This window comes from Trichocoleus sp. DQ-A2 (assembly GCF_039961915.1).
Lineage (GTDB): Bacteria > Cyanobacteriota > Cyanobacteriia > Cyanobacteriales > FACHB-T130 > FACHB-T130.
In genome coordinates this window covers 1-17,414 of sequence record NZ_JAMPKD010000013.1, presented here as the reverse complement: position 1 = coordinate 17,414, position 17,414 = coordinate 1, and the positions used below count along the sequence as shown (strand labels likewise).

Below are 17,414 nucleotides of genomic sequence, written 5' to 3'. Positions count from 1 at the left end.
ATTAATTGCGCCTCTACATCCCCAAACGGTTGAAGACGTTAAGTGCAAGATTTCAGGTTAACAAACTGCAAACAACGGCAAGAGATACCTGCGGTAAAGTCATTAAAGACCACGGCATAGCACTGACTTTCCATGAACGTTCCTGACTCGGCATCTACCCCGACCGAACCCAAAATCCGTAACGCTGACTCTCGACTGGTGGATCGCAGCAAGCTGAGTAAGATGTACCACCATTATGTAGAAGTGAAGGATAAGTATCCTCATGCGCTGCTGCTGTACCGGGTGGGAGACTTCTTTGAAACCTTTTTTCAGGATGCGATCGCTGTATCGAGAGAATTAGAACTTGTCCTCACCAGCAAGCAAGCGGGAGAAATTGGTCGGGTGCCGATGACGGGAGTGCCGCACCATGCTTGGGAACGCTACACGACTCAGCTGGTGGAGAAGGGATATGCGGTGGTGATCTGCGATCAGGTAGAAGACTCCGCCGATACTGACCCTGGAAAGCTGGTGAAGCGGGAAGTGACGCGGATTCTCACCCCCGGTACGTTGCTGGAAGAAGGAATGCTGAATGCGCGTCGCAATAATTACCTGGCGGCGGTGGTGATTGCCGGGAATCATTGGGGTTTAGCTTATGCAGATATTTCTACTGGGGAATTTTTAACTACTCAATCGAGTGAATTAGAGCATTTGACGCAAGAATTGATGCGTTTGCAGCCTTCTGAAGTTTTGGTGCCAACGAATGCGCCAGATTTAGGCAGTTTGCTGCGACCGGGGGAGACTTCCGAGCATTTGCCCAGTTGTTTACCGCCATCTTTTTGTTATGCATTGCGAGCGCAAACTCCTTTTACTGCGGGTGAATCGAGACATCGATTATTGCAGCGGTTTAAAGTGCGAAGTCTGGAAGGACTCGGTTGCGAACACCTCCCCCTGGCTGTCCGCGCTGCGGGTGGTTTGCTGGAATATTTAGAAGACACCCAGAAAGAAAACCTCGTTCCTCTCCAGTTCCTCCGCACCTACACCCTCAGCGATTATCTAATTCTTGACCACCAAACCCGCCGCAATCTAGAAATTACGCAAACGGTGCGGGATGGCACCTTTCACGGTTCCCTGCTTTGGGCGTTGGATAGAACTAGCACAGCGATGGGGGGACGTGCCTTGCGGCGGTGGTTGCTGCAACCTCTACTGGATATAAAAGGCATTGCAGCGCGGCAAGATACGATTCAAGAATTAGTCGAAAATAGCTTCTTGCGGCAAGATTTGCGCCAATTGTTGCGGCAAATTTACGATTTAGAACGGCTAACGGGTCGCGCTGGTTCCGGCACGGCGAATGCGAAGGATTTAGTTGCTTTAGCGGATTCTCTGGCAAAATTGCCGGAATTAGCGGAACTGGTGGCGGATGCTTACTCTCCGTTTATGAGAGCTTTGCAGAAGGTGCCGCCGGAATTGGAACAACTGGCAAAGAGACTCAGCGCCCATTTGGTAGACGCGCCTCCCATCCATATCAAGGAAGGCGGTTTGATTCGCCCCAATGTGAATGTCCAGTTGGATGAAATGCGAAATCTTGCCCAAGAGGATCAGCAATGGGTAGCGAATTTGGAGGTGACGGAAAAGGCGCGAACGGGTATTTCCACGCTGAAGGTGGGCTTTAATAAGACATTTGGCTACTACATCAGCATCTCTCGCACCAAAGCCGACCAAGTTCCGGATAACTACATCCGCAAGCAAACGCTGACGAATGAGGAACGCTACATTACTCCGGAGTTGAAGGAGAGAGAAGCGCGGATTTTGACGGCGCGGGATGACTTAAATCGCCTGGAATATGAGATTTTTACTTCTTTAAGAGAAGAAGTGGGGCAATACGCAGAACAAATTCGCACGATTTCTCGTGCGGTGGCGGCGGCTGATGTGCTGTGTGGTTTGGCTGAGGTGGCGGTTTATCAGGGTTATTGCTGCCCTCAGATGGTGGAAGGTCGGGAAATTCGGATTATTGATGGGCGTCATCCGGTGGTTGAGCAGTCTTTGCCACCTGGGTTTTTTGTGCCGAATTCGACTGGGTTGGGGAGAAAGGGGGATACGAACCGCAAAGACGCGAAGAGCGCGAAGGAAGAAGGGGAAGAAGAGGGAAGACCGGATTTAGTGATTTTGACGGGTCCGAATGCGAGTGGGAAGAGTTGCTATTTGCGGCAGGTGGGGTTGATTCAGTTGATGGCACAAATTGGTAGTTTTGTGCCAGCCAGGGCGGCGACTTTGGGAATATGCGATCGCGTTTTTACCCGTGTCGGTGCGGTAGATGATTTGGCGACGGGTCAATCTACCTTTATGGTGGAGATGAACGAGACAGCAAATATTCTCAATCACGCAACGGCGAAGTCTCTGGTTCTGTTAGATGAGATTGGTCGGGGGACGGCTACGTTTGATGGTCTTTCGATTGCTTGGGCGGTGGCAGAGTATCTTGCCAGTGAAATTCGGTCGCGGACGATTTTTGCGACTCACTACCACGAATTGAACGAACTGGCTTCAATTTTGCCCAATGTGGCAAATTACCAGGTGACGGTGAAGGAGTTACCCGACCAGATTATCTTTTTGCATCAGGTGCAACCGGGAGGTGCTGACCGTTCCTATGGCATCGAAGCGGGTCGGCTGGCAGGTTTACCCGCGCCCGTGATTCAACGCGCCAAGCAGGTGATGAGCCAAATTGAAAAGCATAGCAAAATTGCTATCGGGCTGCGCCAAGGCGGGCAGGTAGAGGAATCATCTACCTTCTAGGGAGGAAATGCATACTTCTGTTTTTTTGACAAGATTATTTTCCCCATACTCAGTCCACTTGATAAATAATCAAGCGGGACTGAAATCAGTAAATCTTTATACAAAATTGCTAACAATTCAGTAGTTTCTGGGTTTCATTTAGGCACCTAGAGGGCGCACATTAGTATTAGGGATCGGGCACCGTAGTTCTACTAAAAAAAGATTAATTAGGGAACTTATTTGCAGGGTGTTAGTGTCTGAATTCCTATGAACCAGTACGCATTAGCACTTTTCGTAGCAACTCTAAACGAGTTAGCGTTCCGAAAGGTGGCATCTCCAAAAGGAGATTCACAGCATTAACGAGAAGGCTCGCTTCAAGAATTAGGGAAAAGCAATCTGCAAGTCAATTCATACTTAATTTGCCGGAATCTTTAACTTTTTCCGGAAATTATAAGCATCTGGGTGCATATTCTACCAATACAATTAATGCCCTTTGTAATAACAGCACCCCTGTCAATGTTTGCTATGGAAGAAGTTACTACCCCTGCCTCTCCCACAGAAACTATCGCTCAAAAGGTTAGCCAGCTAAGTCTAATTGTTCAGGCTTTGGTGTTGACGGGCATTTTATCTTTGACCGCTACACTAACGCTCCCCAATCGCAAAGTTACTATTTCAAATCCTCGTTCTGGGGTTAGTTTATTAACATCGGTTCAGAATGCGGTTTTGCAGGACGTGTCTCAACATTCAGGGTTGCCAAAGTCGGCGCTAAACATTGTCCAAACTCAACCGCAAACTTGGTCTGATGACTGCTTAGATATTAATAACTTGGAGGTGCTTTGCACCGAGATGCAAGTTCCTGGCTGGCAAGTCACGGTAGGGAATGGGCAACGCCGCTGGATTTATCGCACTAATGCCTCTGGCTCGATGGTGAAGCTGGCTCAAGGCGTCACACCCAATCAATAGAGCAGAAAGTAGGGAAGGTTACTGGCGATCGCTATCGAACGTATATAATTCGTGCATCTAGTTTCAGCGATCGCAATGCGTAATAGATACTTTTCGCACTGGATTGGTCGGGAAATGACCCCGCTAAAATGTAATTTCCTAAATTTGACTTGGCGATCAATGCATCGGGTACGCACTGACGCACTTGTTCCAGCGTGGCTTCACTTCCGGAGGGAACCACGACCACATAGTGATATTTAGGCAGGCGTCCCAGAACGATTAAATTGCCTTCCTGACGAGTATTAAAACCGGGTCTTTGCGATATATTCAGTAGCTCGGAACAGGGCGATGCTTGCACGCTTGACGCTTGCAAATTCCAAATAATCCAACTAACCGCAGCTAATATAATCAACTTACTGACTCTAGGAAAAGTTTGAAAATTAGCTGTTAGTTTGTTGTCAGCGATTGGTTGTGTAAAAGTGGGTTTAATCAAGATATATGCTAATCGCGAGTAGATGCACAAATCCTCTTCAAACGGTGAAGTTAAAAGAAATTTCACGCTGGGTGTGCCGCTTTAGGCTGAAATATTCAGTGGGGGTGCGATCGCTTTCGCTGGATCTGCCAAGTTGATCTTCTCTCCCTGGATGCAGTAAATAATTGTTGCCTGTTCTCGTCCCCGCAATTGAATGGCGCGGACAGCAGGCCCGTGATAGCGATCGCTTGCATAAGCAAATGTACTGCCACTGACAATCATTTGATAGGGGTTGTGAATTTTTACTTCTTTATTCATCGGTTCCAGTCTGGCGGCAACATTGACGGTATCCCCCAAGACTGAATAATTCAGGCGTCGGGAACCTCCCACACTTCCGGCAACCACTGGACCCGTGTGAATGCCAATCCCTATCTCAATCGTAGGCTTGTTAGCGTTGTGGAAGCGCTGGTTGAGCTTTTTGAGTCGTTCCTGCATCGCAATTCCTGCCGCGATCGCATTTAGGGCGTCCTGTTGAATTTCTTCCGGCGTGGTGTGCGAAAACGGAATCCCGAAAACCGCCATAATTGCATCCCCAATATATTTGTCGATCACACCGCCACGATCCATGATGCAATCTGTCATGGCGTCTAGGAACAGGTTCAGCCACTCGATTAATTCCCCCGGCGGTAGTTTCTCGGAAATACTGGTAAAACCCCGGATATCGGCAAATAAAACCGTGACCATCATTTCTTGGGCTTGCAGCTTCCCTTTGTGGAAGATTTCGTCTTTCCGGTGCCAAATGAGGTCAGCCATTTCTGGCGCAACGTGCTTGGCAAACAAACTCATCAGCTGCTGCTTTTCATATTGTTCTCGCAGCTGAACGCCGATCCCAGCAGCGATCGCGGTTCCCACAGGTGCGACGATGGGCAACCACCAGCCATCGTCGATGAAGGCACTCAGGGCAAAGATTACCCAACCACTTGGTAACAAAATAGCGATCGCCATTCGCGCCCACACTCCCTGTTTTAACAACAGCCAGCTAGTAATCGGGGCAATCCCCAACAACAAGAGCATCACTGCCGTTTTAGGCACCGTTTGCAGCAGCTTGTCGTTCAGCAAGTTATCAATTAACGCCGCATGGAGATAAACTCCAGCGGTCGGGGGATTTTGATTGTAAGGCGATCGCAAGCGATCGATAGCGGTTGCCGTGACACCGACTAAAACAAACTTGTTGGCGAAGGCTTTCGCGTCAACTTTGCCTTCCATGATTGAGGCATAAGAATAGGTGGAGACATTTTGGGTTGGCCCAGGCCAGTTAATCCAGACATCTTTACGCCTCTGAACCTCAGCCAGATGAGGCAGGGATACCGCCTCTGGTGCCTCTAGCAGCATTGCTAAACCGAGAGCGGGTTTGGTGCCAAAAAAGAGGGCTGCCTGTCGGCTAATGCCGTCTGCGTCGGGATTGTGCCAAATTTGACCTTCCCCAAGTGCCGCTTTTTTTAATTCGGGTAATATTTCCAGAGGTTGCCCTCGATTGTCCCAAGCCGTTGCCAAGATGACATTGCCAGATTTAGCAATCGCTTTGGCAAATTCCTTATCGCCTTTGCCAGGGTCAACAAATAACACATCAAAACCAATGACTGCTGGAGATGAGGGTTTTAGCTTTTGCAACAATTGGGCATAGCGATCGCGCGACCAAGGAAATTTCCCGTATTTCTTTAAACTCGCATCGTCAATCGCAATCACCGCGACCCGACGATCCCAATTCGTCTGCGGTAAGATACTGGCGCTACGAGCTTGAAACAGCGCACTGTATACAAGCTGTTCCAGGGGTTGCCATGCCCCTATCTGCCATAACCCGACAGACAATAAACCGACCATTGCGCCCGGAACGATTGATTGACTGCTAGAAATAAAACGCTGATTTTTTTTAAACCAATTTTTGATTAACACGTTGATTCCATCAAAAACATCAACCATCGCGATTGCTTGCCTGGAAACATACGGACTTTTCCCAAGCGTTCCGCACGCTCACCGGATGGTAAATGCCCCTGATGGAATACTGAATTTATAGCAATTCTCTGTTCTTGGATGCAGTACGGTTTAACCCCACCCCTGTCCTTCCCCTTGAACGAGGCTACCGTGTATACACAAGTCTTCTTGAACTTGCAAGTCCCGTTTTGATCCCCCCAACCCCCCTTGAAAAGGGGGGCGAATTAAGTCAAAGTCCCCCTTTTTAAGGGGGATTTAGGGGGATCAATCAACGTTTTGCCAATTAATCAAAGATGTGTATACACCGTAGGGGTTGGGGGTGAGGTTACGAGTGTGTATATATGCACTAAGAGTGAGAACTGCTACAAGCTTGATTCAGACAAAACGCGATTGCATCACGAGATACGCGATCGCATCACGAGATACGCGATCGCGTCACAGTATTGGCGCTTTCAAGTTCTTTGACGACTTCTCCAGTAACTCATGCCCTTGAGAATTTTCACCTCACTCGTGCGGAGGATTTTGCCAATTGATTCGCGTTCCCAAGCTCAGATTGAGAACGCGAATTCGTGGGTTGCTGCCTCGTCTTTTCCGACTAAAAAGGAGAGGAAAAGGCTATCCGATAAAAATTATTGATTCACAGGATTCTCCGATGTCCCCGCACTATTCGGAATTTCCAATTCATAAACTTGTTGATTGCCCAAAGGATTCCGCACGACTAATCTCAGCTGCCGATTAGACGGGATTGGCACCACCGTATCGAGTTGTCCCTCGCCTCCCGTATCCACAATCTGATTATTCACTAACACTAAATTGATTGGGTCTACCGTTCCAGTGACTCTAACTTGACCATCGCCTGTCACCGATAGAACCTGTAATTTCAGTCTCGTGTCACCCGTTGTCACCTTGGGAATCGTTGGAGCCTGTCCCGGAACAATTAAAGCAGAATACCCCGGCTCTACCAACACAGTTTTCCCTCGCGCACTAAAGGCTACTTTGCCTCGGATAGTTGAAAGCCCAGTTTTCCCATTGGAACCGACGGTGACGCCAAATTCTGTGCCTCTCGTCCCAGCAACGCCCCCAGGCGTCTCCACTTCAAAGCTAGAGTTAGGGTTAGTAAAAGATCGCACTTTGGCGCTGACCTGTCCCTTATCCATATAAAGGCGCGTTTGTTTGCTACCATCCTTACTTGTCTTTAAAGTCTTGACTTGCACGTTGGTGTTTTCGGAAACCTGAACCGTACCGATGCCATCTTCCATCGCCAAAACAGCACTGGCGTCGAAGTTGGTGCTGAGACTACCGGATGCCTGCAAGCGATCGCCAACTTTCACTGGCTTTCCTTGAGTTGTTACCGTACCGTTCGTTTCTTTGACTTCTATCGAGCGTGGACTAACCGCAGCTCGAACACTTTCGGAGATAAACGATAAGGAAGTAAGGACTAAGCTACCGGCTAACAGGGATAATCCTAGTAGGGTGACTGGAAAAACAGGGAACTTCATAGAGAATCGGGAGCCATAACGGGTGAACGCAAAGACGATTTAAGGACTACTGAAAGAAAAAAAGGTTTCTACAGCAACTTTGGTATGATTCTTCGCTTGCAACAATTTCAAATCAGGATTCTGACAGCTTCTCGCCGTTCCTGGCGGCAGTTTTTTTTGAGTTGCCTCTTGACACTGGTTGTTTCTTTCAGCTGCCTGCTGGGGACGCCATCAGCTTTAGCGGGTATCAACGACGACAACTTTGACGGGAATGTTTTTCTCCTCTATGGCGGCAATGCCTCGCTGGTTCCCCCGCGAGTGGCATTGGCAGATTCTCTTAAAGGAGGTAAACCGGCATTGTTGGTGTTCTACGTGGACGACAGTAGCGATTGCAAGCAACACGCAATCGTCGTTTCGCAGCTTCAAGCTTTTTATGGTCGAGCCGCTGATTTCATCCCCATCGACGTAGATTCGATTCCAGTACAATCCAACTTTACACCTACGGAACCGGGCTACTACTACGAAGGCCTCGTCCCCCAAACAGTCTTGCTAAACCAGAAGGGCGAAGTTGTCCTCAACCAAAAGGGTACGGTGGCGTTTGAGAAAGTAGACGATGTTTTCCGTGAAGTGTTTAACTTGTTACCTCGCTCAGAATCGGTGGAGCTGAAGCGGCGACTCGTGAATGAGTTTAATACGGAGTTAGCGAAGTAAGTGGAGTTTTGTGGGTGGAGCATCTTGACTGTTTCAATTTCCGACAGGCGCGATCGCTCAACTCACAAGACAAAATCCTTGACAAATTTAGCAAAGTGTTCGTTTGCTCTCACTTCTTCAGTTTCTTCAGTAGCAAGAAACTCGATTCCTGCTCAAAAGGGGTGATTCAAAGTTTTGTGCAAATACTAAACTTCTATCTTGAGCTGTAATCTAAATCATATTAAATCTCTAGCTATAGATTGAGTTAGGTGCTGTTTTGAACAAATAACCTGAGTATCAAATAGCAGCAATCTTAACCATGAATTCTTCGATTTTTTCTCAAGCCTGTCTTTTACCGTCTGCAATCATTGACTTATCTGCCAAAGTTGCTGAATCAGGTCAGATAACAATTACAGACCGTTGCGTACTCAGAACAGCACTGCTTGAAAATTCTCTCAGCGAAGATGAACAACTTTTGCTGAACCGAATGCTTTATGCGGTTCATCGGGGACGTCTGGCGCTGGTTAATGAATTTTAGCTTCTGAATGTAAATCTTGATTATTCGGTACCTTTTTTAATCGTAATTACTGCGACTCTCTCTGAAATTATTGACTTTTGAAAAAGAAAATTATTCCTTATCTCCATTGGTCTATTCGCTACCAAGTAGTAGGAATTAAAAATCGACGATTGCACTAATGATTAGGGTCATCTACTACCATAAGCCGGTCTTTGGTAGCGCCTGTTAGCGAGTTGTTCGCGACTTTGGCGACCAATTTGACCATTCACTAGAGGCAAAGACTTTTGCGGGTAGTTCATTCAGTACTTCGGCTGGAGCATATACCTGATACAGGTCAATACAGCAGCCGCACCCTTCATTATTGGACAAGTATCGGATTTTGCCTTTCCACTTTTTAATCCATTCCTTGACTAACTCTTGTTCGGGTGTTTTAGCATCAACACAAATGCTGGCTTTCGGCATTGAGATTTTCTCCAGTCAGAGGAATAGATAATACTGAACTGATAAAGCTTTAAGAAGTAAAAGTTCTACACAAAATCGGTCGTTATTTTTTGCTGTTTCATTGGGTCTGCCTTTATCTAGCAATCCTAAATGATTTCTGAATGCGAGATCCCCGACTTCGAGAGAGAAATCGGGGATCTAAACCGTTGGAATTTAACAGAAGGATTACTATCTGCTAACCGGATGCGATCGCTCTCATCTGGCTGTCGTTCCTTGTCCAGTTGAAAAGCTCGCCTTTTCCCAATTTTAGGGTTAGCAGCGGGAACAAAATTAGACGATTTGCGATCGTATTTATTTATCTAGCTTAATCCGGTATCCGCGCGATCGCTATGCCAGAGATTTTCCAGTTGTCTTAAGGTGGTTCTCTGAACTCGACCTTGGCTTGTTTCGAGGAAAATTTCTCTGGCGAAATTTAACCGATCTCACCCAATTGGGTTATTCCATCGTAGGAAGTTGAGACCCGGAAAATAGAGCGAATATATGCCACAAAGAAAAATATTCTCTGACTTTTAAATTTCCTTGAGGGGAAAATTATGAAAATTGGAATGCACACCACAGCACGCTCTCTCAAGTCTGCTGCTACGGTTACTGTATTATCTGCACTGATAATTGCTCCAGTCGTCCTATCAGCAAATCCTGCGGCTGCTGAGCCTGACAGAGGACGGAGGGAGCAAACCTGTTTTTTGGGGATTTGTTGGGATCGAGGAGAGTCGTCAAGGCAAGACGATTATGACCGAGATGATGACTATCGACGCGATCGGCGTAACGACGATTATGACTATCGACGCGATCGCCGGAATGGTGATTATGACTATCGACGCGATCGCCGGGATGGCAGTTATGACTATCGACGCGATCGCCGGGATGGCAGTTATGACTATCGCCGCAATCGGTCAAACGTCTCCAATAACATTAATAGAATTTATCGAAATGTGTTAGGTCGTAATGCCGATCGTGAAGGACTGAGGATGTATAGACAACGGGTAGAATCCGGTTGGTCACTGGAGAAAGTCCGTCGTGACATTGCTGACAGTTCAGAAGCAGAACAAGCGATTAACCGACTTTATCAAGGTGAGCTAGGTCGTAATGCCGATCGTGAAGGACTGAGAACGTACAAAAGACGTTTAGCAGACGGTTGGTCGCTCGATCGAATCCGTCAGGATATTTCCAGAAGTAGAGAAGCCAGATCGAGAAGAGGTCAATAAACTTTTCTCCTTGCTGTATTCCTTACAGTAAGTTTCAACTTAAAGGCGCATCCACAGGTGCGCCTTTAGACAAGCGAGAAATTATGCTGGTGATTACCTACATAGGTTGTAGTTGACAAAGCAATAAGCCAAACCACTGATTCGGATCGCTCCAAATTTGGAGTGTTTTTAACCCTCTTGTCTGAAGTTCCTGTTGCATGGCGTCGAGGTTAAATTTGCGGGAAATTTCCGTGAGGATGGTCTCGCCGCTTTCAAATTCAATCGTTAAATTGAGGGCGTTAAGTGTGACAGTTTGCGATCGCATACTCCGCAGATGCATCTCAATTTGATGCTCGGATTCGTTATAAAACGCCCAGTGTTCAAACTGAGAAGGGTCAAAATTGCCATCAAAGCGCCGATTCAGGTGGTGTAGGATATTCAGATTAAACGCTGCCGTCACGCCTTGGCTATCGTTATAGGCTGCATCCAACAAATGTTTTGGTTTTTGCCGGTCTATTCCGAGTAAGAAATACTCACCCACTTGAAGCGCATCGGCAATTTGGGAGAAGAAGCGATCGCATTCTTGAGAATTTAAATTACCCAAGGTGCTGCCCAAAAAACAGATCGTTCGGCTAGGCAATTGAGTTGGTGCTAGTCGTGTCAATGCCAATTCATAAGTGCTGGCTAAAGCGTGAACCTGGAGGGAGGGATAATCAACTAGCAATTCCCTGGCACTACTTTCTAAAATGCCAGCACTCACGTCAATTGGCAGATAGCGCAGTGGGTAGCCGATTTCTTGGTAGGCATCTAGCAGAATCCGGGTTTTTGTTGAGCTACCGCTTCCCAGTTCTACCAGTTCGCTTTCCCCCGTCAACTGAGCAATTTCACCCGCGCACTTTTGTAAAATAGCTGTTTCTGTGCGCGTTAGATAATATTCAGGTAACTCACAAATTTGCTCAAATAGTTGGGAGCCTTTGTCATCGTAGAAATAGCGCGGCGTCAGAGATTTGGGAGTCTCACTTAAACCCTTCACAACATCAGTTCCGTCAATTTCTTGATTTTGTAACTGTGCCGTGGCGCTGAGTAGATGCTCTATCTGCAAGTGTTTTTCTATCGTAGATTGGGAAGCAGTTTTACCGCTTGCAGTTTTAGAAATTGTCATTTATCCTCCGTTTGTGTGGGCGCGAACAGCCGAATCATTGCGGCATCCGCTTTTACGCGATCGCGAGGGTCAAAATAGTTGGCTATAACCGTCAGCTAGTGAAACACAAAGCTATATTGAATAAAATCATGCCTGAGCTAGATGTATTTAGACTCAGGCTACTTGTTATACATTTTCCTGATAAATCGGCAGCTTATTTCAGTAAATAAAAAATCGGGCTGTGTTGATACATGATTGAAACGCCATGTACTACTATTTCTTAGCTCCTAATTTAGCGGGGGTTGGGGGAATCGAGTCAAGCAAATTCGGTCAGATTCCCCTAGCTCCTATCAATTAGAGGGAGAAATACCGATTGGATGCAGTACGGTTTAACCCCACCCAGCTCTTCCCCATTTACCCAGAGAAGTTCAATATTCTCCCCTCTCCGTTCAAGAGGGGCTGAGGGTGAGGTTCCGAGTGTGTCTATTGCACTTGAATTAAAACCGCTATAGATATAGCTACTTCGCACAGCGAAATCCAGACAAAATCTGACGGACGCTCGGATAATACCAGTTGCGGAAGCTAGAGCGCAAAGCGGCGGGACGAGTCGCCCAGCTACCACCTCTCAATACCTGATGCTCTCCATCAAAATAAGTCTTGGAATAACCAACGTAAGGGTAACTGACAAAACCGTCATAGCCATCAAAGCAGGTAGAAGTCCACTCCCAGACATTGCCGAGCATATCGTAGCAACCATAGGCACTCTGCCCAGAGGGATAAGCATTTACGGGTGTGGTTTGCCCTGCCGAGTTGTCGTGGTTACATCGCAGGGCATCTGGCTCCGCCTCGCCCCAGGGATATGTGCGGCGACACAGTGCGATCGCATCCCAACTGGCTGCTTTTTCCCACTCTGCCTCGGTTGGCAGTCGCTTCCCCACAAATCGGGCATACGCTTGTGCCTCGTACCCGGAAACGCCGCAGACTGGATGATTATCCCAAGCTGTGTCAGGTGCCCAGTATAGGGGCTGATTCACGGGATTTTCTTGCAGCCATTTCCACCCAGCTTCTGTCCACCATCGGGCATTTTGATATCCTCCCGCTTCCATAAACGCCCGGTACTGCCCGCAGGTAACGGGATAACGATCAATCGAGTATGTATCCAAGTAAACTCGGTGGACTGGGCGCTCGTTGTCTAAAGCTTCGATGGATTCGTTGCCCATCTCGAACTCACCCGCCGCAATTTCAACCATCTCCTCTAAGATGGGGTGATTGCACGTTTCCGGTAGGTTAGCACGATTTCCTACGTGGAATTGGGCGTCTCGACGCTGTAATTGCAGCACGAAAGAGATAGTTTCACTATGCTGGCTCTCATGCTGAATTAACCAGCGCCAAAGGCGTTCTTGCTCATCTAAAGGTGCAACTTCCAGGTAATCGAATACCTGTTCTCTAACTGTGTGCAGATAGCAGCGAATTTCAGTGAGCAGGGGTAAATAAACCCGTTGCATTTTGGGTAAGCCATCCGCCGCAAATAAGCGTTGATAACCAGCGATCGCATTTTGTCCCCCCTTAGAAACGGGAAGTTCTAGCGTTTTACCCGCAGTACGAACCAGCAGCCACAAAGCCTCGGTGTAAGCAATGTGCCCTAAATGCCAGCCAATCGGGCTAAAGTCGGGATGCACCTGACGACAGAAGGTGTCGTAGTTGATGCCTTCAAACAGTGCTAAAGTACCGGCACGGCAGCGCTGCATCGATTGTTTGATTTGTTGCCGCCGCTCATCAAGGGTACTCGCTCTGGCTACTTCAGAGTTGATGGATTTGAACTTCAAGGTCTTCTCCCACACTAATCATGCTTTGTTCGGGGAACCCGATCCAGTTGCCAGTAAACAATGGTTCAGATGCGATCGCTACTGCTTCTGGAAAGATAGGATCGTCCCGCAGCCAATACAGTGAGGGAACATTTGTTCCCTGAGCAAAGCGCGAGGCAACCATCCGATGTCCATCTGTGACAATTATGTTGGCAGAGATTGGTGTGTGGTAAGCATCCGCTAACTCGGTTAAAGTCATCAACGTTTTGTACAGTGCTTTTTCCAAGCTCATCCCAGGGTTAGATGCCAATTCATTCAGGAATAAGGCAAACATATGCTCGGAGTCTGTCGTGCCGTCAATAGATTGGTAAATTTCATCGCTCAGTCGGCTCCGAATCGGTTTATACAGTGTCTTGCGGAAGTTTTTGATCGCACCGTTGTGAGTGAATACCAGACGCTCGGAACGAAACGGCTGGCAGTTACTCAAATCTACTGACTGACCAGTAGTAGCGCTGCGAACATTGGCAAGGACGCATCCCGACTCAATATAACGGCTGAGGTTGGAGACATTCGTATCACCCCAAATGGGCAGCAAATTTTTGTAGATAAAGGGGTCGGTCTCTTTTTGGGCGTGATACCAGCCAATTCCAAAACCATCGGCACTAACGACACCAGAGGTCATCTCGCGGGGTTCATAGCTTTGGACAATCAGCGAGTGTTCCGGTTTGGACAAAAGGCAGTCCAGTAGAATAGGCGAACCGAGGTAGCCAAGTATACGGCACATTTTCTAGGGTTTGCTCCTACATTAATGGTTGAGATTAAGCTCCAAACCTTAAAAAAGGCTGAGATTTGGGGTGAATTGGCGATAGGAAATTGCTGAGAAACCGATGAGTTTGACGTTCGTTAGATGAACGTCGTTCCAGATGAAAAGCTTATTTTTGTTGAACCATCAGTCGTCCAAGAGAATCCGCAGCCAAAAGTAGCAACTTATACTGCAAATGCAAGAGCGATCGCTTTCATATTTTTGACAATACTTCATATTGTAGACACGCCATCTTTGGCTATGGCAGCGTAGAGGAGAATACCAGTCCAAAGGGGGAGCAATAATTGTCAGAGAGTTTAGCCTTTAACCCCAATCTGATTTTGCCCGTTGGAACCCAGATAGTGACTCGTGTTGAGATTCAAGATGCTGCGGGTGAAATTGCGCGATCGCGCGGCACCGTCGGCGTTATTATCAAATCACCCATTGACAACTCCCACGCCTATCGCGTGCAGTTTCCAGACGGGGGAGAAGCGTCTCTACGGCGCTCAGAACTCACCATCCACTCATCTTGGCAGCAAGAAGGTCTGCAACTACCAGGAGCCGTTCTTGCCGATTTTGACCTTTACGAGTGTGTCATTTACCGCTGTATCGTCGGTTCAAGAGCCTACGGTTTAGATAATGCCAACTCTGATATTGACCGACGCGGCATTTACTTACCACCCGCCGATATCCAGTGGTCGCTCTACGGAATTCCGGAGCAGCTAGAAAATAAAGAGAACGAGGAGTGTTACTGGGAACTCCAGAAATTTTTGACATTGGCACTAAAAGCAAATCCGAATGTCTTAGAGTGCCTCTACACACCAGGTGTAGAAATGGTGATGCCCCTGGCTGAAGAATTGTTAGGAATTCGGTCTATTTTTCTCTCTCAGTTAGTTTACCAGACATATAACGGATATGTGATGTCACAGTTCAAAAAACTTGAACAAGATATCCGTACAAAGGGGGAATTTAAATGGAAGCACGCGATGCATCTAATCCGCCTGTTGTTGTCGGGCATCACCGTGCTGCAAGAGGGTTTTGTCCCAGTTCGCGTCGAAGAACACCGACAACAACTGCTGGATATCCGCAACGGAGAGATGCCTTGGGAGGAAGTTAACGCTTGGCGGCTCAGCTTGCATCGCCACTTTGATGACGCCTTTGCCACAACATCGCTGTCAGAACGTCCGGATTATGAGAAGGCAAATGCTTTTTTGGTTAAAGCGCGTCGAAGTATGGTTTAGAAATTGAATTTCAAAGATGTTAAAGACGTCAAAAAAAAAGAGGAAATTCAGATGATACCTAATGCAGTGATGGTAATTTTTCCCTATCGTCATGAAGACTATTGGGTATTTGACTATGAGCCAGCCGGACTTATCCGCGAACCCTTTGTCAGCGGGATGCCTGCAATCATTGACAGTCTGGTTCAAGATATTCCCAATGCTGCTCAAGGTTTTAAACTCTTGTTTTCTCCAATCGCTTTTTCAGAGTATCAGGCAGAACTGGTTTGGGTGAGAGAACAGTACGGCGGTAACTGGTATCGCTGGGAAGCCAAAAATTTAGAAGGCTGGCTAAGTCCAGCATTGTTTAAATATTTCCCTGTAACGCTACATAAAATCTATTGCAAGGCTGAACCAATGTCTAACGCAATGATGGTGATTTTCCCCTATCGCTACGAACACACTTGGGTGTTTGATGATGAGCGTGTCGGACTTGTACGAGAGCCTTTTGTCAGCGGGATTCCTGAGATGATCGATCTTCTGGTTAAAGAGATTCCCAATGCTGAGAAAGGTTTTAAGCTTTTGTTCTCAGGAAACCCATTTCCCGGATATCAGGCGGAACTAACTTTGGTAAGAGAAGAGTATGGTGGCAATTGGTATCGCTGGGAGTTAAATAACAAGGAAGGATGGTTATGTCCCGCTTTATTTAAATACTTCAATGAAGCACCGAGGAAACTCTACTGCAAAGCGGAAAAGCTTCACGAGCAAGCGAATGGGTAATCAAAAAGAGGTTCCTAGGAGAGAGCAACGAATCATGAACCATTAGTAGGTTGGATTGGACGGCAGTGAAGCTCAACTAATGTTTAAATGACATATTGCATATCTTTTCTCAATGCGATCGCTCTTTCTTCTGTAAAGCCTGAAACCTTAACTCAGCTAAAAAACACCCTTAAACTACGATTTGAGTAGTTTAAGGGTGTATTTACCCGGATTTTGTAGCAGTTGATTCATACTATAAGCTTACTTCTTAACTATCGGCAATACCCATTAATAAATTATGGTAATAGCACAGCCACTACTCCCAGTCATTTCTGAGCAACCTTATCCGCTTTTGTTCGCAACAATCAGCGGCGCACATCTGTATGGCTTTCCATCTCCCGATTCTGATTATGACTTGCGCGGGTCACACATTCTGCCAGTGTCGGAGGTAGTTGGATTAGAGATTGGGCGTGAAACGATTGAAATTTCAGAAGTACGGGACAAGCTGGAAATTGACCTTGTAACTCACGATGTCAAAAAGTTCTTTTCGCTACTTCTTAAAAAGAACGGTTATGTATTAGAGCAGCTATATTCACCGCTAATTCTCCACACGACGCCAGAACATGAAGAATTAAAAGAGATTGCCAAAGGTTGCATCACCCGCCACCACTCTCACCATTATCTCGGCTTTGCAAATACGCAATGGCGGCTTTTTGAGAAAGAAAATCCGCATCGTGTTAAGCCGTTACTTTATGTTTATCGAGTGCTATTAACTGGCATTCATTTAATGCGAACGGGTGTTATAGAAGCTAATTTGGTTCATTTAAATGATATTTTTAAATTGCCTTATATTCCCGACTTGATTGAGCGCAAGTTAGCAGGAGCCGAAAAATCTGTTTTGGAAGATGCTGATATAGCATTTCATCAAAGGGAATTTGAGCGTTTGTGCGGCGAATTAGAGAAAGCTAGTCAAAGTAGTCACCTGCCCGAATCCCCATCTAGTAAAGATGCGCTGAACGATTTACTGGTGCGGTTGCGCCTAGCGTCTTTTACTAACGGGACTTAAACAGATTTCAAGCCCAAATAAAACCCAAAGCAGCTTTATAGGCTGAGAATACATCTCGATTAGCGTTCACCCACTCCATAAAACGGAAAGACATCGCTGTCCG

General features: G+C 46.9%; 17 protein-coding genes. 10 read left to right on the top strand and 7 right to left on the bottom strand.

Annotated features, from left to right (window positions below; genetic code table 11):
- Positions 1-132 precede the first annotated feature (132 nt).
- Together mutS and NC997_RS14690 are read left to right on the top strand one after the other, a co-directional pair.
- On the top strand, positions 133-2,766 hold the full coding sequence (gene mutS, locus NC997_RS14695; protein WP_190526769.1) for a DNA mismatch repair protein MutS: 2,634 nt from the start codon (positions 133-135) through the stop codon (positions 2,764-2,766).
- 504 nt (positions 2,767-3,270) lie between these two features.
- On the top strand, positions 3,271-3,708 hold the full coding sequence (locus tag NC997_RS14690) for a hypothetical protein (protein ID WP_190526767.1): 438 nt from the start codon (positions 3,271-3,273) through the stop codon (positions 3,706-3,708).
- Positions 3,709-3,739: 31 nt separating this feature from the next.
- Here NC997_RS14690 and NC997_RS14685 read toward each other — a convergent pair whose 3' ends face one another.
- The 3 genes from NC997_RS14685 to NC997_RS14675 all read right to left on the bottom strand — a co-directional run bounded on the left by NC997_RS14685 (position 3,740) and on the right by NC997_RS14675 (position 7,650).
- Positions 3,740-4,246: a hypothetical protein gene (locus NC997_RS14685; protein WP_190526765.1), complete on the bottom strand. Its 507-nt coding sequence runs from the start codon at positions 4,244-4,246 to the stop codon at positions 3,740-3,742.
- Between the two features lie 15 nt (positions 4,247-4,261).
- Positions 4,262-6,139: an adenylate/guanylate cyclase domain-containing protein gene (locus tag NC997_RS14680; RefSeq protein ID WP_199306140.1), complete on the bottom strand. Its 1,878-nt coding sequence runs from the start codon at positions 6,137-6,139 to the stop codon at positions 4,262-4,264.
- A gap of 641 nt (positions 6,140-6,780) precedes the next feature.
- The gene (locus NC997_RS14675; protein WP_190526763.1) at positions 6,781-7,650 is read right to left on the bottom strand and encodes a FecR family protein; all 870 of its coding nucleotides are present in this window, start codon (positions 7,648-7,650) and stop codon (positions 6,781-6,783) included.
- Positions 7,651-7,734: 84 nt separating this feature from the next.
- On the opposite strand from NC997_RS14675, the gene NC997_RS14670 reads away from it, so the two are divergent.
- Together NC997_RS14670 and NC997_RS14665 are read left to right on the top strand one after the other, a co-directional pair.
- Entirely contained in the window at positions 7,735-8,340 is a 606-nt protein-coding gene (locus NC997_RS14670; protein WP_190411379.1) for a thylakoid membrane photosystem I accumulation factor, read from the top strand.
- Positions 8,341-8,638: 298 nt separating this feature from the next.
- The gene (locus NC997_RS14665) at positions 8,639-8,857 is read left to right on the top strand and encodes a hypothetical protein (protein WP_190526761.1); all 219 of its coding nucleotides are present in this window, start codon (positions 8,639-8,641) and stop codon (positions 8,855-8,857) included.
- 204 nt (positions 8,858-9,061) lie between these two features.
- Here NC997_RS14665 and NC997_RS14660 read toward each other — a convergent pair whose 3' ends face one another.
- Complete coding sequence (locus NC997_RS14660; RefSeq protein WP_190526758.1) at positions 9,062-9,298, bottom strand: hypothetical protein; 237 nt, start codon at positions 9,296-9,298, stop codon at positions 9,062-9,064.
- A gap of 129 nt (positions 9,299-9,427) precedes the next feature.
- On the opposite strand from NC997_RS14660, the gene NC997_RS14655 reads away from it, so the two are divergent.
- Both NC997_RS14655 and NC997_RS14650 read left to right on the top strand, forming a co-directional pair.
- Positions 9,428-9,562 carry a hypothetical protein gene (locus NC997_RS14655; protein WP_277881806.1) on the top strand — a complete coding sequence of 45 codons (135 nt, stop codon included), beginning with the start codon at positions 9,428-9,430 and terminating at the stop codon, positions 9,560-9,562.
- A gap of 308 nt (positions 9,563-9,870) precedes the next feature.
- The gene (locus tag NC997_RS14650) at positions 9,871-10,542 is read left to right on the top strand and encodes a DUF4214 domain-containing protein (RefSeq protein ID WP_190526756.1); all 672 of its coding nucleotides are present in this window, start codon (positions 9,871-9,873) and stop codon (positions 10,540-10,542) included.
- A 97-nt stretch (positions 10,543-10,639) separates the two neighbouring features.
- Here NC997_RS14650 and egtD read toward each other — a convergent pair whose 3' ends face one another.
- The 3 genes from egtD to egtC all read right to left on the bottom strand — a co-directional run bounded on the left by egtD (position 10,640) and on the right by egtC (position 14,251).
- Positions 10,640-11,683, bottom strand: a complete 1,044-nt coding sequence (egtD, locus tag NC997_RS14645; RefSeq protein WP_190526753.1) for an L-histidine N(alpha)-methyltransferase — start codon at positions 11,681-11,683, stop codon at positions 10,640-10,642.
- A 497-nt stretch (positions 11,684-12,180) separates the two neighbouring features.
- A complete protein-coding gene (locus NC997_RS14640) occupies positions 12,181-13,473 on the bottom strand; it encodes an ergothioneine biosynthesis protein EgtB (RefSeq protein ID WP_347276094.1) in 1,293 nt (430 codons plus the stop codon).
- On the bottom strand, positions 13,463-14,251 hold the full coding sequence (egtC, locus tag NC997_RS14635; RefSeq protein ID WP_190526751.1) for an ergothioneine biosynthesis protein EgtC: 789 nt from the start codon (positions 14,249-14,251) through the stop codon (positions 13,463-13,465). The genes NC997_RS14640 and egtC overlap by 11 nt, the downstream gene beginning before the upstream one ends.
- 123 nt (positions 14,252-14,374) lie before the next feature.
- On the opposite strand from egtC, the gene NC997_RS14630 reads away from it, so the two are divergent.
- From NC997_RS14630 to NC997_RS14615, 4 genes are all read left to right on the top strand, one after another.
- On the top strand, positions 14,375-14,542 hold the full coding sequence (locus NC997_RS14630) for a hypothetical protein (protein WP_190526749.1): 168 nt from the start codon (positions 14,375-14,377) through the stop codon (positions 14,540-14,542).
- A gap of 32 nt (positions 14,543-14,574) precedes the next feature.
- A complete protein-coding gene (locus NC997_RS14625) occupies positions 14,575-15,510 on the top strand; it encodes a nucleotidyltransferase domain-containing protein (RefSeq protein WP_190526747.1) in 936 nt (311 codons plus the stop codon).
- Positions 15,511-15,903: 393 nt separating this feature from the next.
- The gene (locus NC997_RS14620) at positions 15,904-16,266 is read left to right on the top strand and encodes a DUF6717 family protein (RefSeq protein WP_190526948.1); all 363 of its coding nucleotides are present in this window, start codon (positions 15,904-15,906) and stop codon (positions 16,264-16,266) included.
- 277 nt (positions 16,267-16,543) lie between these two features.
- Positions 16,544-17,311 carry a nucleotidyltransferase domain-containing protein gene (locus NC997_RS14615; RefSeq protein ID WP_190526746.1) on the top strand — a complete coding sequence of 256 codons (768 nt, stop codon included), beginning with the start codon at positions 16,544-16,546 and terminating at the stop codon, positions 17,309-17,311.
- Positions 17,312-17,414 lie beyond the last annotated feature (103 nt).